Annotated in this window: 24 protein-coding genes; 16 read left to right on the top strand and 8 right to left on the bottom strand. The window is 34.0% G+C overall.

The window, feature by feature from the left end:
- Positions 1–205 precede the first annotated feature (205 nt).
- A complete protein-coding gene (locus OZP06_RS04690) occupies positions 206–1,276 on the bottom strand; it encodes an anhydro-N-acetylmuramic acid kinase (protein ID WP_269223875.1) in 1,071 nt (356 codons plus the stop codon).
- A gap of 96 nt (positions 1,277–1,372) precedes the next feature.
- On the opposite strand from OZP06_RS04690, the gene OZP06_RS04685 reads away from it, so the two are divergent.
- From OZP06_RS04685 to OZP06_RS04630, 12 genes are all read left to right on the top strand, one after another.
- Positions 1,373–2,512: an acyl-CoA dehydrogenase family protein gene (locus OZP06_RS04685; protein ID WP_269223874.1), complete on the top strand. Its 1,140-nt coding sequence runs from the start codon at positions 1,373–1,375 to the stop codon at positions 2,510–2,512.
- 118 nt (positions 2,513–2,630) lie between these two features.
- Complete coding sequence (locus OZP06_RS04680) at positions 2,631–3,308, top strand: Crp/Fnr family transcriptional regulator (RefSeq protein WP_281238777.1); 678 nt, start codon at positions 2,631–2,633, stop codon at positions 3,306–3,308.
- Between the two features lie 155 nt (positions 3,309–3,463).
- On the top strand, positions 3,464–4,000 hold the full coding sequence (locus OZP06_RS04675) for a carboxymuconolactone decarboxylase family protein (RefSeq protein ID WP_269223872.1): 537 nt from the start codon (positions 3,464–3,466) through the stop codon (positions 3,998–4,000).
- Between the two features lie 79 nt (positions 4,001–4,079).
- Positions 4,080–4,493: a nuclear transport factor 2 family protein gene (locus OZP06_RS04670; protein WP_269223871.1), complete on the top strand. Its 414-nt coding sequence runs from the start codon at positions 4,080–4,082 to the stop codon at positions 4,491–4,493.
- 6 nt (positions 4,494–4,499) lie between these two features.
- Positions 4,500–5,129, top strand: a complete 630-nt coding sequence (locus OZP06_RS04665) for a pyridoxamine 5'-phosphate oxidase family protein (protein ID WP_269223870.1) — start codon at positions 4,500–4,502, stop codon at positions 5,127–5,129.
- 21 nt (positions 5,130–5,150) lie between these two features.
- Complete coding sequence (locus OZP06_RS04660) at positions 5,151–6,032, top strand: helix-turn-helix domain-containing protein (protein WP_269223869.1); 882 nt, start codon at positions 5,151–5,153, stop codon at positions 6,030–6,032.
- A gap of 101 nt (positions 6,033–6,133) precedes the next feature.
- Positions 6,134–6,595, top strand: coding sequence for a YHS domain-containing (seleno)protein (locus OZP06_RS04655; protein ID WP_281324295.1), 462 nt, complete (start codon positions 6,134–6,136; stop codon positions 6,593–6,595).
- A gap of 7 nt (positions 6,596–6,602) precedes the next feature.
- A complete protein-coding gene (locus OZP06_RS04650; protein WP_269223868.1) occupies positions 6,603–6,992 on the top strand; it encodes a DoxX family protein in 390 nt (129 codons plus the stop codon).
- Between the two features lies 1 nt (position 6,993).
- Positions 6,994–7,482: a DinB family protein gene (locus OZP06_RS04645; protein WP_269223867.1), complete on the top strand. Its 489-nt coding sequence runs from the start codon at positions 6,994–6,996 to the stop codon at positions 7,480–7,482.
- Complete coding sequence (locus tag OZP06_RS04640) at positions 7,470–8,180, top strand: NRDE family protein (protein WP_269223866.1); 711 nt, start codon at positions 7,470–7,472, stop codon at positions 8,178–8,180. The genes OZP06_RS04645 and OZP06_RS04640 overlap by 13 nt, the downstream gene beginning before the upstream one ends.
- A gap of 51 nt (positions 8,181–8,231) precedes the next feature.
- Positions 8,232–9,266: a D-alanine--D-alanine ligase gene (locus tag OZP06_RS04635; protein WP_269223865.1), complete on the top strand. Its 1,035-nt coding sequence runs from the start codon at positions 8,232–8,234 to the stop codon at positions 9,264–9,266.
- A 3-nt stretch (positions 9,267–9,269) separates the two neighbouring features.
- Positions 9,270–9,920, top strand: a complete 651-nt coding sequence (locus OZP06_RS04630; RefSeq protein ID WP_269223864.1) for a hypothetical protein — start codon at positions 9,270–9,272, stop codon at positions 9,918–9,920.
- Here OZP06_RS04630 and OZP06_RS04625 read toward each other — a convergent pair.
- Positions 9,910–10,482, bottom strand: coding sequence for a GNAT family acetyltransferase (locus OZP06_RS04625; RefSeq protein ID WP_269223863.1), 573 nt, complete (start codon positions 10,480–10,482; stop codon positions 9,910–9,912). The two genes, OZP06_RS04630 and OZP06_RS04625, sit on opposite strands and share 11 nt — an antisense overlap.
- Before the next feature lie 242 nt (positions 10,483–10,724).
- Between OZP06_RS04625 and OZP06_RS04620 the strand changes: the two genes are divergently transcribed.
- The 4 genes from OZP06_RS04620 (at position 10,725) to OZP06_RS04605 (ending at position 14,527) form a co-directional block, all read left to right on the top strand.
- Complete coding sequence (locus tag OZP06_RS04620; RefSeq protein ID WP_269223862.1) at positions 10,725–11,402, top strand: SDR family oxidoreductase; 678 nt, start codon at positions 10,725–10,727, stop codon at positions 11,400–11,402.
- Positions 11,403–11,477: 75 nt separating this feature from the next.
- Positions 11,478–12,731: a hypothetical protein gene (locus OZP06_RS04615; RefSeq protein ID WP_281238784.1), complete on the top strand. Its 1,254-nt coding sequence runs from the start codon at positions 11,478–11,480 to the stop codon at positions 12,729–12,731.
- A gap of 91 nt (positions 12,732–12,822) precedes the next feature.
- Positions 12,823–13,422: a SprT-like domain-containing protein gene (locus OZP06_RS04610; protein ID WP_269223858.1), complete on the top strand. Its 600-nt coding sequence runs from the start codon at positions 12,823–12,825 to the stop codon at positions 13,420–13,422.
- A 49-nt stretch (positions 13,423–13,471) separates the two neighbouring features.
- Complete coding sequence (locus OZP06_RS04605) at positions 13,472–14,527, top strand: mannose-1-phosphate guanylyltransferase (RefSeq protein ID WP_281324294.1); 1,056 nt, start codon at positions 13,472–13,474, stop codon at positions 14,525–14,527.
- 76 nt (positions 14,528–14,603) lie between these two features.
- Here the strand turns inward: OZP06_RS04605 and OZP06_RS04600 are convergent, their stop codons facing one another.
- The 6 genes from OZP06_RS04600 to gcvP all read right to left on the bottom strand — a co-directional run bounded on the left by OZP06_RS04600 (position 14,604) and on the right by gcvP (position 22,541).
- Positions 14,604–15,365: an ATP-binding cassette domain-containing protein gene (locus OZP06_RS04600; RefSeq protein ID WP_269223857.1), complete on the bottom strand. Its 762-nt coding sequence runs from the start codon at positions 15,363–15,365 to the stop codon at positions 14,604–14,606.
- Complete coding sequence (locus tag OZP06_RS04595) at positions 15,362–16,111, bottom strand: ABC transporter permease (RefSeq protein WP_269223856.1); 750 nt, start codon at positions 16,109–16,111, stop codon at positions 15,362–15,364. The genes OZP06_RS04600 and OZP06_RS04595 overlap by 4 nt, the downstream gene beginning before the upstream one ends.
- 114 nt (positions 16,112–16,225) lie before the next feature.
- On the bottom strand, positions 16,226–17,128 hold the full coding sequence (locus OZP06_RS04590) for a glycosyltransferase family 2 protein (RefSeq protein WP_281324293.1): 903 nt from the start codon (positions 17,126–17,128) through the stop codon (positions 16,226–16,228).
- Between the two features lie 59 nt (positions 17,129–17,187).
- The gene (locus OZP06_RS04585) at positions 17,188–17,739 is read right to left on the bottom strand and encodes a methyltransferase domain-containing protein (RefSeq protein ID WP_269223855.1); all 552 of its coding nucleotides are present in this window, start codon (positions 17,737–17,739) and stop codon (positions 17,188–17,190) included.
- Between the two features lie 333 nt (positions 17,740–18,072).
- Positions 18,073–19,131, bottom strand: a complete 1,059-nt coding sequence (locus tag OZP06_RS04580; protein ID WP_269223854.1) for a ketoacyl-ACP synthase III — start codon at positions 19,129–19,131, stop codon at positions 18,073–18,075.
- A gap of 560 nt (positions 19,132–19,691) precedes the next feature.
- A complete protein-coding gene (gene gcvP / locus OZP06_RS04575; RefSeq protein ID WP_269223853.1) occupies positions 19,692–22,541 on the bottom strand; it encodes an aminomethyl-transferring glycine dehydrogenase in 2,850 nt (949 codons plus the stop codon).
- Between the last annotated feature and the right edge of the window lie 24 nt (positions 22,542–22,565).

The raw sequence follows: 22,565 nt of genomic DNA, 5'->3' as shown, positions 1-22,565 counted from the left end.
TAATTTAGAGAAATTACAAGCAATATTGTTTTTTTTTAGATATATAACTAAAATACAATGAAATAGATAGTTTTTTGGATGAAACTTCAAAGTACTGGTAAATAATTACTTACCTTTAAAAGAGTTTGTTATCGCAAATTTGAATTTTAAGGACAATAATTTGAAAACACTAATGGTTCTTTTATGATTTTAGAAGCTAATTTTCTTATTTATTTAGAAAAAGAACTCCAGTACTATGATCTTGTTTGGCACCAGTTACACTTTTTAGTGCGTTAATTTCTCCACGAAGTTTCAAAACACCCAGTAAGGCAAAAATTAAAGCTTCTTTGAATTCCAGAATTTTTTTAGGAGGAATGATAATATTCATTTCAGGAAGTTTTGCTTGAATGCGTTCTATTAAGAAATCATTATAGGCACCACCTCCAGTTGTGAATAAGGATCCTTCTTTTTTGGGCAATGCTAAAGCTATTTGTATTGCTATATGCTCACTAAAGGTATTTAATTTGTCGGCTATAGAAATTTTATGTTTTTCAATTATTGGTAAAACGGTTTCTTTAACAAATTCAAACCCCAAGGATTTTGGGTATTTTTTTTGATAGAAATCTAATGCATTCAATTCGGCAAGTAAAATCGGATTGCATTTCCCTGTTCTTGATATTTCTCCTTTATTATCATATTCTAGCCCCAATTGATTGGCGTAAAAATTCAAAACAGTATTTACTGGTGAAATATCAAAAGCAATTCTTTGCTCATTTTCTTCAAATGATACATTCGAAAAACCTCCTAAATTCATGCAATAATCGTATTCTGAAAATAAAATACGATCACCTATTGGGACCAAGGGCGCTCCTTGACCTCCTAATTGAACATCTTGAACTCTAAAATCGCAAACAACGTTTTGATGAGTGCATTTTGCTATTTCGGTTAAATTACCAATTTGAAGTGTAAATCCGTTTTGGGGTTGGTGTAAAATAGTATGTCCATGCGAGCAAACAGCATCCAAATCTTTTAAAGAATGTTTGTCTATAAAATTTGAAATGATTGATGCTAAAAGTTGTGTATAGTTCTTGTTTAATTCATCTAATTGAATTTTTGTATAATCTACAGCTGTCTTTAAGACCGAAATCCAATTTATATCGTAAGAAATAGTTTCGCATTCTAGGATTTTAAATGCCCATTTATGATTTTTTATTTCAAATTGAATATGAGCCAAATCGACCCCATCAAGCGAAGTTCCTGACATCACTCCGATAACGTTATAGTAATCTTTTTTCATAGGCCAAATTTACGATTCAAAATTGAAAATTTCATAATTAAAAATTACCTTTGACAACATTTTTAAAACAAAAACCAATTTTTATTTTATATTATTATGGATTTTAATCTAACCGAAGAACAATTAATGATTCAGCAAGCAGCTCGAGATTTTGCTCAAACTGAATTATTGGAAGGTGTAATAGAGAGAGACGAGTTCTCTAAATTTCCTACAGAACAAGTCAAAAAAATGGCTGAACTTGGTTTTCTGGGAATGATGGTTGATCCAAAATATGGAGGTTCTGGATTGGATAGTGTGTCTTATGTTTTGGCCATGACCGAAATTGCAAAAGTTGACGCTTCGGCTGCAGTAATCATGTCCGTAAACAACTCTCTAGTATGTGCTGGAATGGAAAAATATTGTAGCGAAGAACAAAAAATGAAATATTTGGTACCATTGGCAAAAGGAGATGTTATTGGTGCTTTTTGTTTGTCTGAGCCAGAAGCAGGATCGGATGCTACTTCTCAAAAAACAACCGCTATTGATAAGGGAGATCATTATATATTGAATGGAACTAAAAACTGGATTACCAACGGAAGTACGGCTTCTACATATTTGGTGATTGCTCAAACAGATGTTGAAAAAGGACATAAAGGAATCAATGCTTTTATTGTAGAAAAAGGATGGGCGGGATTTGAGATTGGTCCAAAAGAAAAGAAAATGGGAATTCGTGGGAGCGATACACATTCTTTGATGTTTACAGATGTCAAAGTGCCCAAAGAAAATAGAATTGGTGCAGACGGTTTTGGATTTGCTTTTGCGATGAACGTATTGAATGGAGGTCGAATCGGTATTGCGTCACAAGCTTTAGGAATTGCTACAGGTGCTTATGAATTGGCATTGAAATATTCTCAAGCACGTAAAGCTTTTGGGAAAGAGATTTTCAAACATCAAGCCATTGCTTTTAAATTGGCAGATATGTATGTAAAAGTTACGGCTGCAAGGTTACTGGTAATGAAAGCAGCTTGTGAAAAAGATGCAGGACAAGATATTGCACACTCTGGAGCAATGGCCAAATTGTATGCTTCTGAAATTGCTTTGGAAGTGGCCAATGAAGCGGTTCAAATTCACGGCGGAAATGGTTATGTTGCCGAGTATCACGTAGAACGTATGATGCGAGATTCAAAAATAACTCAGATTTATGAAGGAACTTCAGAAATTCAACGTATTGTGATTTCAAGAGGTTTGGTTTCCTAGAAAGAAAATAAGAATAAAAATACACCATTAAGGGATAAGGCAAATTAAGGTATAAGATCTTAATGGAACTTATTTTCTTAATGGTGTTTTGTTTTGAAAAAATACTATATTTACTCCTATGTACGACGAATTAAAATATTGGTACCTTAGGGATCACAAGTTGTTTTGGACATTGAGTATGTCACAAATTAAGCAGTTGTGCATTATTACCGGTTTTAAAAAAGCCAAAAAAGGGGACATTATTTACTTTTCTTCTTCGGATGTACCTCGAGTTTTTTTGCTCAAAAAAGGAAATATCAAAATTGTTGCAGTCGATGAAGACGGAAATGAAACCATCAAAGACATTATTCAAAAAGGAGATTTGTTTGGCGAATTGACTTTAGAAAGTGATGCCAATTCCAATGAGTATGCAAAAGCACTGACTGACGAAATTATTATTTGTAGTTTCTTACTATCCGATTTTGAAGACTTATTACTCCAAAACCCAAGTTTGGCCTTGTCGTATACCAAGTTTGTAGGATTGAAAATGAAACGGATTAAAAACAGTTACTCCAATTTGATTTCTAAAGATGCCAAAACGAGGCTCTATCAATTCCTGAAAGATTGGGCCGATAAAGAAGGTAAACGCATCGGAAATAAAGTCGTTATTGAAAATTATCTTACCCAAAATGATATGGCTCAAGTGATTTGTACTTCCAGACAAACCGCCACTCAATTACTAAATGAAATGGAATCCAACGGCTTATTACATTACAATCGAAAAGAAATAATTATTGAAGATATTACTAAATTGTAGTTTATCTAACTTTTTCTTTTGTTGTTAAGTAGTGGGTTTTATTTTGAGGAAGGAAAATTGTCCATCACCTTGCGTTTTTTGTCCATTTTATAACTTTTAAAGCTGTCGCATCTTTGTAATGTCAATATCGACAAGCAATTTTAAAGAAAAATAAAATGACAACTACAACATTTTCAGTTCCAACAAGAGAACAAGTTTCAGAAAACAATCAAGTAATTTTTGATAATTTACAAAAAGCATTAGGATTTGTTCCAAATTTATATGCAACAATTGCCTATTCAAAAAATGGGTTGGAAAGATATTTAGCCTATCAAAATGCTAAAACTTCTTTATCCAATAAAGAAAAAGAAGCAGTAAATTTAATCGTAAGCCAAGTTAATAATTGTATTTATTGCCAAAGTGCTCATACGGTTATTGGGAAAATGAATGGTTTTACAGATGAACAATTATTAGACATCAGAAGAGGAAAAGCTACGGATGCCAAACTGAATTCTTTGGTACAATTGGCTGCTGAAATTACCAAAACAAGAGGAAATGCTAATCCAGAATTGGTCGCAGCTCTCTTTGCTCAAGGTTTTACGAATGAAAATTTGGTAGATTTAATTCTTCAGGTAAGTGATAAAACAGCGATGAACTATTTGCATAATTTAACTCAAGTGCCAGTTGATTTTCCTTTGGCACCAACTTTATAATTTATTTTTTAAAATTCAAAAAGTGCAAACTAATTCCATTGGAGTTGGTTTGCATTCTATTTAAACAAACTTAATTATCATGGAACAAAGACATCCACTTCCACCTTTTAACATGGAAACCGCTTTGCAAAAAGTGCAACTTGCCGAAGATGCTTGGAACAGCAAAGACCCAGAACGCATTGCTTTGGCCTACACCATTGACACCGAATGGCGGAACAGAACCGATTTTATCAATGGTCGCGAAGCCGTTAAAGAATTCCTGAAAGGAAAATGGGAGAAAGAGCTCGATTATAAACTCAAAAAAGAGTTATGGGGTTTCCGCGAAAACCGAATAGCAGTTCGTTTTGAATACGAATACCATAATGCCGAAGGTCAATGGTTCCGAGCCTACGGAAACGAAAACTGGGAATTTGACGAAAATGGTTTGATGCGTCAGCGTTTTGCCAGTATCAATGATTTGCCAATAGACGAGAATGACAGAAAATTTAAATAATTTCTCATGGCTAAAAATTTTGCAGCAATAGCATTTTCGGATGCTGTCAAAGCGCTACAAGAAAAGCATGGCAGTCGAAAAAGCTATGAACGAATGGAAAAATTCAATATCATTGACGGTTTATCCGAAAATGAAATGGGTTTTATTAGCAATCGAGATAGTTTCTATTTAGCATCAATTGGCGTAAAAAAGTTCCCTTACATTCAACATCGTGGTGGCCCCAAAGGCTTTGTAAAAGTCTTGGATGAAAATACAATTGGTTTTATCGATTTTTCAGGAAACAAACAATACATCTCCGTTGGGAATTTTGCAACCAATACCAATGTAGCCCTGATCATGATGGATTATCCCGCAAGAGCAAGATTGAAAATTTTTGCTAGAGCGGAGATTGTTGAATTAAAAGACAATCCAGAATTATTAAACAAACTCGATTTAGCAGAATATCAATACCGACCGGAACGCATGATTCTTTTTCATATTGAAGCGTACGATTGGAACTGTCCGCAACACATCACGCCGCGCTTTTCAGTAGAAGAAATTCAAATCGCTTTTAAACCACAACTCGATTTTATTTCAAAACTAGAAGCAGAAAATAAAATGCTGAAAGACAAACTAGAAAATGCTGGTTTAAGCTAAATTTGTTTAAAACTAAATAGTATGATTGATTCCTCCACTTTTACTTTAGTCAATCCTCAAAATGGAAATTTGGCTTTCAAACTTTTTTCTTTTCAAAATAATTCTTGTTTTGATCACATTCAGCGATTGAATTATTATTCTTTGATTTGGGTTCAAAAAGGGAGTGGCAAAGTAAAAGTTGATTTTTCAGAATATGATTTTTCAGAAAATCAATTATTGGCTTTTGCGCCTTATCAGCCTTTTATGCTGTCGTCTGATGGGTTTATAGAAGGTAAAGTGATTCATTTTCATCCTGACTTTTTCTGCATTATGAAACACCATGATGAAGTAGCTTGCAATGGGGTTTTGTTCAATAATATTTATGAACCACCGTATGTGTTGATTGATGAAGCGGCTAAAGCTACATTCAATATGGTTTTGGAACAAATGAAGATGGAAATACAAAATCCTGCTTTGGCACAATATGAATTATTAATATCCTATTTGAAAATTTTCCTCATTACTGCTTCTCGATTAAAAAAAGAACAACAGCCAAAAGAACTTGTACCAATAGAAGAAAATACGGCGCCATTTATTCTTCAAAACTTAAAAAATTTCATTGAACAAAATTTCAAAACCAAACATTCTGCCAGTGATTATGCTGATTTACTGAATATTTCACCAAAAGCTTTAGCCAAAATTACCAAAAATCACTTCAATAAAACATTGACCAATTTAATTGCAGAACGCATTATCATCGAAGCCAAAAGGGAGTTATATTTAACGAATAAACCGGTAAAAGAAATTGCCTATGAACTCGGCTATGACGATGAGCATTATTTTAGTCGTTTCTTTAAAACCAATGCGGATGTTTCTCCTCAGATGTATCGCGACAGGGTTGGTTTTGCCAAGGCAGTCAATTGATTTAGAAAAACTTTGCCTCCAATGTAAACTACCTGACATTTTGCTCTTTTTTACTGCTTTACATTTGTAATGTCAAAATAGATAAACAAAAAAAAGCTATAATGAAAAGAGTAATTATAATGTTGTTGATTGCCGTTACCTCTTCGCCATCATTTGCACAAAGTGTGAGCAAAAAATTATCCGAATATAATTTGGCGAATAAAGTCGCCATTCAAGGTTACGACCCCGTTTCTTATTTTAAACAAGGCAAAGCTATTAAAGGCAGAAAAGAAGTTTTAGCTTCATACGATGGAGTGGTATATCAATTTTCTTCGGCAACAAACAAAGAAATTTTCTTAAAAACCCCCTCTAACTTTGAGCCTCAATACGGGGGTTGGTGCGCTTATGCGATGGGTAGCGCAGCTGAAAAAGTTGAAATTAATCCCGAAACATTCAAAATTATTGACGGGAAATTGTATTTGTTTTATAATGCGTTTTTCAACAATACTTTAAAAAGCTGGAATAAAGACGAAGCTAGTCTGAAAGCAAAAGCAGATGCTAATTGGAAGAAAATAATTAAATAAAAACAGTATGAAAACATCAATCTTTATGTGGGTTTTGCGTTTAACTGCAGCCATAATTTTATTGCAAACACTGTATTTTAAATTTACAGGAGCCGAGGAAAGTGTTTATATTTTCTCGACCTTGGGAATAGAACCGTATGGAAGAATTGGCTCCGGAATAGCCGAGTTAATTGCTGCTATTTTAATCCTAATTCCCAGAACTACTTTGTTAGGTTCACTGATGGGAGCAGGAGTAATGCTTGGCGCTATTTTTTCGCATCTTTTTGTATTGGGAATCGAAGTGAAAAAGGATGGCGGGGAGTTATTTATTTTAGCAATAATTACCTTTCTTTGTTGTATTGCATTAATTTATTGGAATAAAAGTAAAATTGTCAACTACTTAAAATTGAAATTATAATATGCTAATTCCATCCATAAATAATAGTCTGGACGAATTGACTGAATTGCTTAGTCAATTGTCTGATGAGGAATATTCAGAAGTTTGTTTTGAATTGAGTGGCTCTAGTATTGGGGAACATACGCGGCATATTGTTGAAATGTTTCAGTGTTTGAACCGAAATTATGATTCAGGAATCGTGAATTATGATAAAAGAGATCGAAATAAACAGATTCAAACTGATACCCATTTTGCTATTCTAATGATTTTGGATGTCAAAAATAATATCTCGAAAGAAAACAAAAATATAGAATTACAACAGCTAATTGATGGCGAATCAATTCAAATACAAAGCAATTATTACCGAGAATTGCTATATAATTTGGAACATTGTATTCATCATCAGGCACTGATTAAAGTGGCAATTTTAAAATCTGAAAAAATAACCGTTGGTTCCAATTTTGGAGTGGCACGTTCTACAATTGAATATAGAAAACAATGTGTACAGTAAGTTTTGTTTGTGCCAATGATACAATTATCATAACCTCCAATCGTGATGAAAAAATAATCCGACCGAGTGCTATTCCTCCCAAAAATTACACATTGAACGAAAAAAACATCATTTATCCAAAAGACCCTAAAGCTGGGGGAAGTTGGTATGTGGTAGATGAAAACAGGACGGTTTTGGTTTTGCTTAATGGAGCAGATGAAAAGCACGAAGTACATTTACCCTATCGTAAAAGTCGAGGGTTGATTGTGCTTGAAATGATTAGTAGCATTTCGCCAAAGGAATTTTGGAATGAAATTGGTTTAGAAAACATCGAGCCTTTTACATTAGTTTTGTTTCAGGAAAAACACCTTTTTCAATTGCGTTGGAATGGAGTTGAAAAATCAACTATAGCTTTAGATGCGGATAAAAATTATGTTTGGTCATCATCAACTCTTTATTCAAAAGACATTCGAGAGCAACGTTCGAATTGGTTTTATTCTTTTTTAGATGCCAATCCTGAAATTACCGAAGAAAAAATGCTGTATTTTCATCGCTATACAGAAACGGATAACAACGAACATGGCTTGGTGATTAATCGAAACAATGAACTGAAAACCTTGAGTATTACACAAGCTGTAATCGAGAAAAACAAAGTGGTTCTAAAACATCTTGACTTGATTGCTAATAAGGAGTATTCCAAAACATTTATATCTATTTAATAGCTTTGTCAAAGTTTTAAACTTTGACAAAGCTCACAAACAAGCAGCAAATTGAAACTATTCATTCATAAATTGACCCACTGGGAATACTGGCCTTTCCAAATTGTTTATATCCCAATTTATTTTCTATGGGCCTATTATTCGATCAAGGCTAGATCTATTTTCTTTTTTAATGCTTCCAATCCAACCATCAAAAATGGTGGTTTTATGATGGAAAGCAAAAAACAGATTTATAATTTAATTCCACAAAATTATTACCCGAAAACTGAATTGGTAAAAGCTAGAACTTCTATTGATGCAATAAATAATGTAATAGAAAATGCTGGGATTCGATATCCTTTTATAGCCAAACCCGATATTGGATTACGCGGTTCAGCCGTAAAAAAAATTGAGACCGAAACAGATTTAAAACAGTATTCCGAAAAAGCCAATTTTGATTTTATTGTACAAGATTTGATTCCGTATGAGAAGGAAATAGGTGTTTTTTATGTACGCTATCCGCACGAAAAGGAAGGGAGAATTACAGGTATAGTCGCCAAAGAATTTCTAATCATTACTGGAAATGGAGTGGCAACAATTGAAGAATTAATAAAAGAAAATCCCAGATACGAATTGCAGTTAAAAGTACTCAAACAAGAATATGGAAGTAAATTGCAGACGGTTTTGCCTGTAGGCGAAAAAATAAATCTTGTGCCTTATGGGAATCATGCTCGTGGAGCCAAATTTATAGACGGAAGTCATTGGATAACACCAAAACTTACCGACACTTTTAACGAAATGTGTGTACAAATTCCTGGTTTTCATTTTGGAAGGTTGGATATAATGTACAACACTTTTGAGGAATTAGAACAAGGGAAAAATTTTTCGGTTGTCGAGTTAAATGGAGCAGCAAGCGAGCCAACTCATATTTATGATCCCAAACATTCCTTGATTTTTGCATGGAAAGAACTTGCACGTCATATCACGTTTATGTATGAAATAAGCGTCGCCAATTGTAAATTGGGTTTTCCGTATCTTGCACATAAAATCGGAATGAAAGAATTCAATTTACATCAAGAGCAGAACAAAAAAATCATCAATTTCTAATAAATGAAAGCCGTCAAAAATATAATAGTTGGATTTATCGTAAGCTTTGTGGGTTCACTTCCTCTTGGGTATTTGAATATTATTGGAGTTGAGGTTTTGTCAAAATTAGGGATAAACTCCTTAGTTTCTTATTTATTGGGCGTGATTGTTGTTGAAGCTGTTGTTGTTTATTTTACCGTTATTTTTTCAAACCAATTGGCAGAAAATAAAAAATTGATGAAAAGCATTGATTTCTTTGCGGTCTTTTTTCTATTATTGATTGCTTTTGCTTTTTATACTTATTCGAATCAAACGACTCAAGAACATAATTTTTTAGAAGATTATATTCAATATTCTCCCTTTTTGATAGGAATGGTTTTGTGCGGATTAAATTTTCTGCAAATTCCTTTTTGGATGGGCTGGAATTTATATTTGATGAATGCCAAATACATAACTTTATCCAAGAAACTTAAATTTCATTATATCTTAGGTACCTTGTTAGGAACCTTTTCGGGTATGCTGTCCGTAATCGTTTTGTTGGATTCGTTATCTCAAAAAATATTGGATTATTCCAAAATTATTATACCAATTGTAATTCCACTCTTTTTTATTGGTTTGGCTTGTTTTCAGGCTCGCAAAGTCTATAAAAAATATTTAAAGAAAACTATCCGATAGCCGGTTGACTCATATCATATCCCAAAATAAAATAGTTATTATTGTTGAATTCAAAATCGCCAATAACAGCCCATTTCAGTTTTTCAATATGTGCTTTTTGAGAAGGCATATTGGTTTTGTTAATGAAAGTTATACTTACTGGAAAACGTTTCATTAGGTGGATTCTCATAAAATCAAAGAAAGGATTGATCAAACCTTTTCCTCGGTATTTTTTGTCAATACAAATTGGGCCATACTGAAAAGTATTGCGGTCTGTCATCTTAAAATCCTTGAAAGAAAGACTAGGCAGCATTGGAGTCATGTGGTTAAAAATAGCCCACTGACTGAAATAATCCCAGCTTGCAGCAAAAATATAAGCAATAATTTTGTTGTTGTCTTTGGCAATAAACAAACCTTCTTGTCGGATAACTTCTTGCAATTGTTCTATCGAAAACGGAGTAGTTACAAACCCTGAAGCCTTTTCTTCTTCGGTCATATTCGAAACTAAATAAATACTTTGTAAGGCCAATACGCCTTCAATATCTGAGTTTTTTGCTACTTCAAATTGTATGTTTTCAATCATTTTAAGAATTCTAATTGGATTTGTTTTGCAAAAATATATAAAATTAAAGCGATATTTTTCAAACAAGGAATTAATATGGCAATTTGTTTTTTTGCATTTGTAAAAGTTTGTGAATATTTTTTCACTGTTTTGACTATTTTTGCCCTATGAAATCGGCGTGATTCCAAAAATAAATTAGAAGTAAAAAATAATGATAACTCTCGATAGCTATCGGGATCCATAAAAACATATATTATCCTCGAATGAAAAATATTATTATTACAGGAACTAGCAGGGGAATTGGTTTGGAGTTGGCTTTACAATTTGCCGATGCGGGACATCAGGTGCTTGCTTTGTCTAGAAAAATAAACCAACAATTACTTGCGAATAAAAATATCACCTGTCTTTCGGTTGATTTGTCCAATGAAGAAGAGTTGCAACAAGTTACTGATTTTTTGTCGGGAACTTGGAAGAACATTGATGCTATTGTTCATAATGCAGGAAGCTTATTATTAAGACCTTTTTCAGAAACAACCCAAGAGGATTTCGAAAATATTTATAGAGTTAATGTTTTTGGCGTGGCCAATCTGACGCGTATTTGTTTGCCTTTTTTACAAAAAGGGAGTCATGTTGTAACCATAAGTTCAATGGGAGGCGTGCAAGGAAGTCTTAAATTTGCAGGATTAGCTGCTTACAGTTCGAGCAAAGGAGCTGTAATTACCTTGTCTGAATTATTGGCTGAAGAGTATAAAGAACAAGGAATTTCATTTAATGTTTTGGCATTGGGTTCTGTCCAAACCGAAATGCTAAATGAAGCATTTCCAGGTTATCAAGCACCACTTTCTGCCAGTGAAATGGCCAATTATATTTTTGATTTTACGCTTACTGGAAATAAATATTTTAATGGTAAAGTATTGCCCGTTTCTTCTACGAATCCTTAATTCCTCACTACCTTAATTTTTTTTGTTTCATACAGCATATTATTTTTTATTTTTTTAAATCTAACCAAACCTACCATGAATGTAACAATGCGTGTATTTAAAATTGTATTATTTTGTTTTTTTGTATCAATACCCTTAAATGCTCAATCCTATAAAAGTGATTATCAGACTTTTTATAGTTTCGGTTTTCCTGAAAAGTATATTACAAATGAGTATCAATCTTTTTGCGTGAATTTAGATTTGTCAGCTCAGCCAACTAAAGTTATTATTGATGGTGAAGCTATGCAATCAAGATCTAGATTAGAATATAATACTTTTTTTAGAGAAGACCAGTTGATGAATGGATTATCTTCACTCGTCAATTTGCGTTATGAAAAAGATTGTAATAAAATAGAAGGTAAATTTATTGCTGAAGTAAAGATAAAAGATATTAGCTATTATGGAGAAATAAAACAAAGCAATGGTGCAGAAATGCCTTATTATTATGAAGTTTTTTATGGGTATAATGTAGTTTGCCAATTGAAAAACAGCTTGACAAATCAAATTTTTTTGGAGAAAACAATTAATGTGAAAAATGTGCATTCATCGCCTGGGGGTGATACAAATGCAGATGGAACGCGTAGAATTTATAATTTCAAAACTAAAGCTGAAGTAATAAGCTATCTAAATAAATACATAGAGGAAAATTTAATTGCTAATGAGTTAATTCATTCAATCCAAAATACAGTTGCCCCCGCATTATCTTCTTGGTTAGATGTTCAGTATTTTTCAAATACCTATTTCTTTTCTAGGATGTCTAAAGAAGATAAAAACCCATTTTATAAAAAAATTAATGAAGAGATTGATCTTTTTAAAAATTGGAAAAAAGCTAATTCAGAGAATCAAACCAATTTATTGACATTAGAAGAAAATTCAGAATTTGTAAAAAATCATAATTTGCAGATTAAAGGAGATAATGTTAATGCATTTGAAAGTAGTAAGGCTAAAGAAAGTTATAATTATGTTGTTGCAAGTAAAAATTTCTTAGGAAATTTTATTTTAAAGATGGAAGCATATTCGAAAGAATTTGATGTAAATGATAAAAAACAAAAAGAGGCGATATGGGTTTGTTATATGAATATAGCTTCTAGTTTTTTGTTTTTGAATGATTTTAAAAGTAGTTTGGAGTATGTAGAAAAATCCAAAGGATTAGATATTAGTAAGTCTAAAGTTAGAGAAATAGAAGAAAAAAATTTAAGACTTCAAAAAGATTACAATAATTTTTTTGATGCTGATGGAAATTTGAAAAAGGATTTAAATAATGGGTATTTAAAATATTTTAATATTTAAAAATTGGAATAAGTTTAAAATTCAAGCTTGCTCTAATAATTGTTGATCTATATTCAGTTTAAAAATTATCACTTGTCAAAATCTCATATAATTGTCTGATACACTTTTAAAATACCTTCCAGAACATGCCGTGAAACCAGTTTTTGAACTGATTGTTACACATCAAGTGCATCTCAAAATTGTCAATGAGAGGCAAACTCGGCATGGTGATTATCGAAAGGGTTTGAATGGTAAACATGAAATTACAGTAAATTCTAGCCTTAATAAATACAAGTTTTTGATAACGTTGATTCATGAAATTTCACATTTAGTGGCGTTTGAAAAATTTGGTAGAAATATAAAACCACACGGAGAGGAGTGGAAGCATTCTTTTCAAAGGTTGATGGTGCCTTATATTCGGCCAGAGATTTTTCCGAATCATTTATTGCCATTGTTGGCTAGGCATTTTCGCAATCCCACTGCGAGTAGTGATACAGATACTACATTGGCATTAGCCTTAAAACAGTATGATAAACCAAATGATAAAAGCTATATCTTTGACATTCCTTACGGTAGTGTTTTTAGAATATCAAATGGAAAGATATTTAAAAAGATTGCTGTACGTACCAAACGATATGAATGTTTGGAAATCAGTTCTGGACGGTTGTATTTATTTAACCCAAATGCTGAGGTGGAGTTGTTACCGGGGTAGTTAAATATAAATGAAGTTTTGCTTCAAAAGCAAACATAAAAAGCATAAAATGAATAAAAATTATTACGCAATATTAATGGCTGGTGGAATTGGTTCTCGATTTTGGCCAGTAAGTACAAGAGAATTTCCGAAGCAGTTTCATGATATGTTGGGTTCAGGAGAGACTTTAATTCAGAAAACATTTAGTAGGCTTTCTCAAATTATTCCAAAAGAGAATATTTTGATTCTAACCCACGAAAGCTACAATGATTTGATTTTGGAGCAGTTGCCAATGGTAACCCAAGAACAAATTGTATTGGAACCTGCCATGCGAAATACCGCTCCCTGTATTTTGTACGCTTCTTTGAAAATAAAAAAAATAAACCCAAATGCCGTAATGGTTGTGGCACCAAGCGACCACTGGATTGAAGATGAAATGCAGTTTGTGGCCAATTTGCAACGTTCTTTCGATTTATGCGAAAGAGAAGAATCATTGATGACTTTGGGAATTTTACCAACAGCTCCCAATACAGGTTATGGTTATATTGAATTTGATAAATTGGATAGTCGTTCGATAAAAAAAGTAATACAATTTAGAGAAAAACCAGATTCAAAAACAGCTAGACTATTTATTCAAAGCAGAAATTATTTGTGGAATGCAGGGATTTTTATTTGGAGTGTGCGTTCTATTTTGAAAGCTTTTGAAGAATTTCAACCTGAGATGTTTGCACTTTTTATGAAGGGGTATGAAGTTTACAATACCGAGAAAGAAAGTGCTTTTATACTAGAAAATTATCCTAATGCAGAAAATATTTCCATTGATTATGCAATTATGGAAAATGCGAAAAATGTATATGTACTTCCAGCTACTTTTGATTGGAATGACCTTGGTACTTGGGGTTCACTGCATGAAAAATTACCAAAAGATGACAATAACAATGCAGTAGTTAATGCCGTTGTTTTGTTGCAAAATGCTTCGAATAATATCATTAGAACTGCCGTAGGTAAACAAGTAATTGTGGATGGACTTGATGATTATATAATAGTAGATAAAGATTCTGTCTTGTTGATTTACCCTAAAAGCAAGGAACAGGAAATTAAAGGAATCGTTTCTCAGTTGAAATAGTTTAGCTTGTAAATAGAAAAGGCTAGAAATAATTTATACAATTTATTTCTAGCCTTTTTTTATTTTATTTAGTATGTTATCCTTTTAGATACGCTTCTCGTACTTTTTTGAATAATTCAGATGAATAAACAAATTCGACTATAGCCTCATTTTCGGTTAGGAAAATTTCTTCTTTGGTTCCTTCCCAAGCTTTTAAGCCATTTTTTAGGAATAAAATATGATCCCCAATTTCCATTACGGAATTCATATCATGCGTATTTACAACCGTTGTAATATTGTATTCTACTGTGATTTCCTTGATTAGATTATCAATCAAAATAGCAGTATTTGGATCTAGTCCGGAGTTGGGCTCATCACAAAACAAATATTTGGGATTGTTTACAATGGCTCTTGCAATAGCAACCCTTTTTTGCATTCCTCCCGAAATTTCAGAAGGTAGTTTTTTGTGGGCGCCTACGAGGTTTACCCTTTCTAATACAAAATCAACTCTTTTTTGAATTTTGGCATTGCTATCGTTTGTAAACATTTTTAAAGGGAACCCAACGTTTTCCGAAACAGTCATGCTGTCAAAAAGAGCACTTCCTTGAAAAAGCATGCCAATTTCGGTTCGGATTTCTCTTTTTTCATCCGAATTAAGGTTGGAATATATTCTCCCATCAAAAGAAATGGTTCCTACTTCTGGAGTATGAATTCCCAATAATGACTTTAATAAAACGGTTTTCCCAGATCCACTTTGTCCAATAATCAAATTCGTTTTTCCTGCCTCAAAAACACAAGAAATTCCTTTAAGAATTTTGACACCGCCAAATGATTTTTCTATATTTTTTATTTCTATCATTTTGTTAAAAGTAATTGGGTAATAATATAATTGAGCAAGATGATGGTAACCGATGTCCAAACAAACGAAACGGTACTTGCTTTTCCAACTTCTAGTGCTCCACCTTTCATATAATAACCGTGGAATGAAGGAATGGTTGCTAATAACATTCCAAAAATAAACGTTTTGGTGAAAGCATAAACTATGTGAAATGGAATAAAATCTCTTTGAATACCTTCGATAAAATCAATATTTGCTCCAAAACCACCATAAACCGTTGCTATATAACCACCAGTAATCCCTAGAAACATTCCAATGCCAATAAGGAAAGGGTATAAAAGTAATGCGATTATTTTGGGGAAAACCAAATAATTAAGGGAATTGACTCCCATAACTTCCAGTGCGTCGATTTGTTCGGTAACGCGCATCGATCCTATGCTTGATGTTATAAAAGAACCCATTTTTCCTGCCATAATGATAGACATGAATGTTGGAGCAAATTCTAAAATCACCGATTGACGCGTAGCATATCCGATAAGATATTTAGGTATAAATGAATTCGTTAGATTCAAAGCAGTTTGCATAGAAACCACTCCGCCAACGAAGAATGAAATAAAAGCAACTATTCCCAATGATCCAACAATTAAATCATCGACTTCCTTGAAAATAAGTCCTTTCATTACAGACCACTTTGTAGGTTTTTTAAAAATTTCAACCCACATCAATAAATATTTTCCAATCTGGGTGGTATAGCGAATGAGCATCATTTTTTAAGTATTCAGTTTACAGTTTACAGTATTCAGTAAAGAATACAAGAACGCAAAAATACTGTATTTTGTTGGAATTTCAGATTTTGTTTTTAATTTCAGAAGAGTAAAACATTAAAACAATTTATCTTTCATTTTTTGTAAACGATAATTTTGAATAAAGCGGGCTTGTTCTTTGGTTACTAATAATGGTGTTTTGGCCTTTTTAGCTTTCCAAAAACCTTTGATGTAATCTAAAAATAAAAGTGGTTTCTTTTTCATTACAGCCAATTTTATTGAGGCTATTGCTGTTATCCAGAAACCATATCCCAGTGTATAAAAAGCTTCTCCTTGCTTATAACGTGCTGTTTTACTGTAATTAGCTCCAGTTGGTTTGAGGTGTTTTACGTGTAAAGAAGCATCTGTGACTACTTTCCAATTGTAGTATTTGCAAAGCAATTCGTCAACGGTGTCCCAGCCCATTGCAGGTTTTAAACCTCCAATTTGTTGAAAGGTTTCTTTTCGATAGGCTTTTAATGCGCCTCGAATATGATCTTTGTCGGTTAGGTTTTCTAAAATCCAATCACCATTTTTTTCGATGTAACAAAATCCACCGGCCATTCCAATTGTTGAATCGGATTGAAAATGTTTAATTATGGTTTCAAAATAATTGGAAGGAAAAATTAAATCGGCATCAATTTTTACGATTAAATCGTAATCTTCGTCCAAAGTTTCGAATCCTTTCTGAAAAGCTTGAATCACTTTACTTCCGGGTAAATGAATTGCGCTGGAAGTTTTGTTTACCAAAGTAATGAACGGATTGTCTTTGGCGAAAGCTAGAACAATTTCGGCAGTTTTATCGGTAGAATTATCATTGACAACCACTACTTTTTTGGGCAAAACAGTTTGCGAAATCAAGGATTGCAAGGTCAATGCGATAAAAGCTTCTTCGTTGTAAGTCGGAATTACGATGTAATAAGCCCCCCAGCCCTCGATGGGGGAGTTTGTACTACTATTGGTGTTTTGTTGTAACTTCATAGAAATGATTCTTAATGCTGTATTTGCAGATTTGTCTATTAAAAACTAATACTAATTGTTTAGTCTTTAATTCCCCCTTCGGGGGTTAGGGGGCTTTTTTCTGCGTACACAATATAATATCTTGGAGTAAAAAATCGCAATAAAGGGCGAAAACCAATTTTTTTAACGGGATGTGTAAATTTTTGGCTGTCGATGATTTTCCATCCTGTTTTTTCCAATAACCAGTCCAATTGCCAGTCTTCAAATTCATGGTAATGTCTGTCCCACATGTCTGTTTTACTGCGATAGGCAGAAGAGAACCACAATCGCAATGGAATTGATATTACTAATTTATCCGATTTTATTTCGTTTAAAATAGTGTATGGATTGAGTAAGTGTTCGAAAATTTCAAAAGCGGTTACTACATCTTGTTTTCCTTCTGAAAAAACAGTTTGGTTTTTATCTAAATCTTCTCCAGTTGTATTTTTTACAGTGTAACCTTCTTCTTTCATGATTTTTGAAAAAGGATTTTCAACCCCTAAATCTAAAATGGTATGTGAAGTAGAGATGTGTTTTCTTAAAAATTCTAAAGTATGTTTGAATCTTTTATTGGGAAACGTTTTTTCGTACATGTTTTTACTATTTAACTATCGCTTTTGCTTTTGAGTTTGCAAATATAAAGATTCTGATTCGTATACCGTTTGTAATGGGGTTTGTAATTTAAAATTTGTTCAAACTTGTTTCATTGACTTTTCTTTAAGGCCAGTTTTGTCATTCCATCGAAGTAGGAATCGCACTCGTGTTTCGCATAATGTGATTTCTCCCTTTGGTCGAAATGACAAATGATGTGGTTTTTAGCAGTGTGAATTTTTAAGGAAAGGAGATTGAATTTTGTTTCTAAAAAGAAAGCCCACTGCACTAAATAGAAGTGAGTGGACTTGAAATAAATAAGCGTACAGCTTAGTTTAATAGCGATAGACAAAAGCATTGATGTTCATTCCAGCTCCTACAGAAGCAAAAATGACTACATCTCCTTTGTTGATTTCTTGGTCTTCGATTTGTCCTCTTATCAGTAAGTCAAAAAGGGTAGGGACAGTTGCAACACTGCTATTTCCTAGTTCATGTATGCTCATAGGCATAATGTTTTTTGGAGGCGTTTGACCATATAATTTGTAAAAACGGTGAATAATAGCTTCGTCCATTTTTTCGTTGGCTTGGTGGATGAGAATTTTTTTAACATCATCAATCCCTAAACCACTTTGATCCAGACAGCTTTTCATAGCAGCAGGAACCTTACTTAATGCAAATTCGTAAATTTTACGACCATACATTTTGATGTATTTGGTATCTGGGTCTAATTCTGGATTGTATGATTTCCCGAAGTACAGAAAGTTGGCTTCTTCAGCGGCATAAGTAGCGCTTTCATAGGATAACATTCCACTTTCATCGTCTGAGGCTTCAATAATCGAAGCTCCAGCGCCGTCAGAGTAGATCATGGAATCTCTGTCATGGGCATCGACAACTCTTGATAATGTTTCGCCGCCTATAACGAGGCATCTTTTTGCCATACCTGATTTTATGAATGCATTGGCTTGCAATACGCCTTCAATCCAACCTGGGCAACCAAAAAGAATGTCATAAGCGACACATTTAGGATTTTTTATTTGCAATTTATGTTTGACTCTAGTGGCCAAACTTGGAATAATATCCGATTGAGATGTTCCAAATTTTACATCTCCAAAATTATGAGCAAAAATAATATAGTCTAAAGTTTCTGGATCGATTCCAGCATTTTCAATGGCTTTTTCGGCTGCAAAAAACGCTAAGTCTGAAGCTGTATATTGATCCTCGGCATACCTTCTTTTTTCGATACCCGTAATGCCTTTGAATTTATTAATTACGACTTCGTTAGGATAAGCAAAAGGAGAACCATCCTCATTTAAGAAAACGTGTTCACTAAAGTCGGTGTTGCTAATCTTTTTCTCAGGAATATAGCTTCCTATACCAGTTATTTTTATTTTCATTTTGACAATTTCAAGATAAATTTTGGCTAAATTAATTATAATAAATATACAATGGGTAAATTATTTACTATGCACGCATATAATTATGAAATATTAGATATAATGCAAAATTATTGAATATTTTTTATTGATTTTTAAAAAACATTGCATTTAATTTTTGCAAATACGATAAATAACAAAGTGTTGTTTTTTTGTTATAAAGTTTTTTTATGAAATAACAAGGATAATTATCATTTGATTTTCAATATAAAGTTTGAATAATATTAGGTTTGGTTTTCATTGGAAATAGCAACATTTTTTTTTAAAATTTTCTACGAAAAACTAAATTGGTAAAATAGCCCTGATGGGAGCGGCATCTCCCGATTTAGAAAAACAAGGCTTTTCTGCCGTAGTTTTTGTTAATCGGGAATATAGCGGACAGCAGGAGTGATGGTGATGAAAAAAAGGAAGAGTTCTGCTCCTAATTTTGCTTTAGAATCTAATGAAAATGAAAAACCCTTTCAGTTGTAATACTGAAAGGGTTTTGTATAATCTAAAATCTGCGGTCTGCAACCTGCAATCTAACTCTCCATGTAAGCCTCAATTGGCGCACAGCTACACACTAGGTTTCTGTCTCCGTAAGCGTCATCGGCTCTACGAACGGTAGGCCAGAATTTGTTTTCGGCGATGTAATCCAGTGGGAAAGCCGCTTGTTCTCTGCTGTATGGGAAATCCCAAGTTTCGGCAGTAAGCATGGCCAATGTATGTGGTGAATTTTTAAGTACGTTGTTTTTGTTTTCCAATGTAGACGCTTCGATTTCTTTACGAATAGAGATCATGGCGTCACAAAAACGGTCTAATTCTTCTAGGTTTTCACTTTCGGTTGGCTCGATCATCAAGGTTCCTGCCACCGGGAAAGAAACGGTTGGTGCATGGAAACCGTAATCCATCAAACGTTTTGCGATATCGGTAACTTCGATTCCTTTTTGTTTGAAAGGACGACATTCCAAAATCATTTCGTGAGCCGCACGACCCATTTCGCCAGAATATAAAGTGTCGTAGTGACCGTTTAATTTTTCTTTGATGTAATTGGCATTCAAGATAGCGTGTTCTGTAGCTTCTTTTAATCCGTCAGCTCCTAACATTGTGATGTAACCGTAAGAGATCAAGCAAACTAGAGCCGATCCCCAAGGTGCTGCAGAAATACCAGTGATGGCGTTATCTCCACCTGTTGGAATAACTGGGTTAGAAGGTAAGAAAGGAACTAAATGTTTGGCTACACAAATTGGTCCAACTCCTGGTCCACCACCACCGTGAGGGATAGCGAATGTTTTGTGAAGGTTCAAGTGACAAACGTCAGCTCCAATAGTTGCTGGGTTGGTCAAACCAACTTGTGCATTCATATTGGCTCCGTCCATATAAACTTGACCTCCATTTTCGTGGATTAATTGTGTGATTTCGATAATAGCGCTTTCAAAAACCCCGTGAGTCGATGGATAGGTTACCATCAAACAAGAAAGGTTGTCTTTGTGAAGGATTGCTTTTTCGCGCAAATCATCTACGTCTATATTTCCGTTTTCTAATGTTTTGGTTACGACTACTTTCATACCTGCCATAGCTGCAGAAGCCGGATTGGTTCCGTGAGCCGATGATGGAATTAAAGCAATGTTTCTGTGGTGATCGCCACGAGATTGGTGGTATGCACGAATAACCATTAATCCTGCATATTCTCCTTGTGCACCTGAGTTAGGTTGCAAAGTGGTTCCTGCAAAACCAGTAATTACGTTTAATTGTTGTTCCAATTTAGATAACATTTCTTGGTATCCTTGTGCTTGGTCTAATGGCGCAAAAGGGTGAATGTTGTTCCAAAGTGCAGAGCTCAATGGCAACATCTCTGAAGCTGCATTCAGTTTCATTGTACAAGATCCTAGAGAAATCATTGAGTGATTCAATGATAAGTCTTTACGCTCCAACATTTTGATGTAACGCATCATTGCTGATTCTGAGTGGTATTGGTTGAAAACATCGTGTTGTAAGAAAGACGATGTTCTAACTAAATCTTCTGGAAAATGATTGGCTTCGGATAAAGTCTCGATAGTTGTCGCTTGAGTACCATTTGCGGAAGCGAAAATGTTAACGATTTTATTGATATCAGCAATGCTTGTCGTTTCATTCAAAGAAATAGAAACCGTATTGTTGTCGATGTAGTAAAAGTTTACTTCGTTTTGTTCTGCAATAGTGCGCACTTTTTGAGCATTGGCTTTGATAACGATAGTATCGAAGAAAGCGGTGTTGGTTTGTTGCAAACCTTGTTTTTCCAATTCGTTTGACAAAGTAGCTGTTAATGCGTGAACTTTGTTAGCGATATATTGCAAACCTTTTGGCCCGTGGTATACAGCATACATTCCAGCCATTACCGAAAGTAAAACTTGGGCGGTACAGATGTTTGAAGTTGCTTTGTCACGTTTGATATGTTGCTCGCGAGTTTGCAACGCCATACGTAGCGCACGATTCCCGTTAGTATCAACAGTTACCCCGATGATTCTTCCCGGCATAGAGCGTTTATACTCGTCTTTGGTAGCAAAGTAAGCAGCGTGTGGCCCACCATAACCCAACGGAATTCCGAAACGTTGTGTTGTTCCAACCACTACTGCAGCTCCCATTTCTCCTGGAGGCGTTAGTTTTGTTAAACTCAAAATATCGGCAGCTACGGCTACTTTTATTTCATTGGCGGCAGCTTTTGCAATAAAAGGAGTATAGTCGTTTACTTGACCGTATTTACCTGGATATTGAAGGATAGCTCCGAAAAAGTCTGATGAGAAATCAAAAGTTTCGTGGTTTCCAACAACCAATTCTATTCCGATTGGAGTAGAACGAGTTTGTAAAACCGATAAAGTTTGAGGTAATATTTCTTCGGAAACGAAGAATTTATTGGTGTTGTTTTTCTTTTGGTCACGTGATCTTACGTCGAAAAGCAAAGCCATAGCTTCGGCAGCGGCAGTCGCTTCGTCCAATAAAGAAGCATTGGCGATTTCCATTCCGGTCAATTCAACAACCATAGTTTGGAAATTCAAAATAGCTTCTAGACGACCTTGTGCAATTTCGGCTTGGTAAGGTGTGTAAGCAGTATACCATCCTGGGTTTTCAAAAATATTTCTTTGAATAACTGCTGGAACGATTGCTTGATTGTATCCTAAACCAATGTACGATTGAAACATTTTGTTTTTGCTTCCCAACTGTGCGATATGATTGGAATATTCATATTCGGTCATGGCTGGGTCTAAAGCAAGAGGCGCTTTTAGACGAATATCATCCGGAAGAGTTTCATATACCAATCGCTCGATGGAGTCAACTCCTATGGTTTTCAACATGTGTTGCAAGTCGGTTTCTCTCGGGCCAATGTGTCTTAAAGCAAAAGAATCTGTTTTCATATTATGTAGCTACTATTTATTTTT

Source organism: Flavobacterium sp. IMCC34518 (assembly GCF_027111095.2).
Classification (GTDB): Bacteria; Bacteroidota; Bacteroidia; order Flavobacteriales; family Flavobacteriaceae; genus Flavobacterium; species Flavobacterium praedii.
The sequence above is the reverse complement of the archived record's forward strand: the minus strand, read 5'-3'. Positions and strand labels throughout refer to the sequence as shown.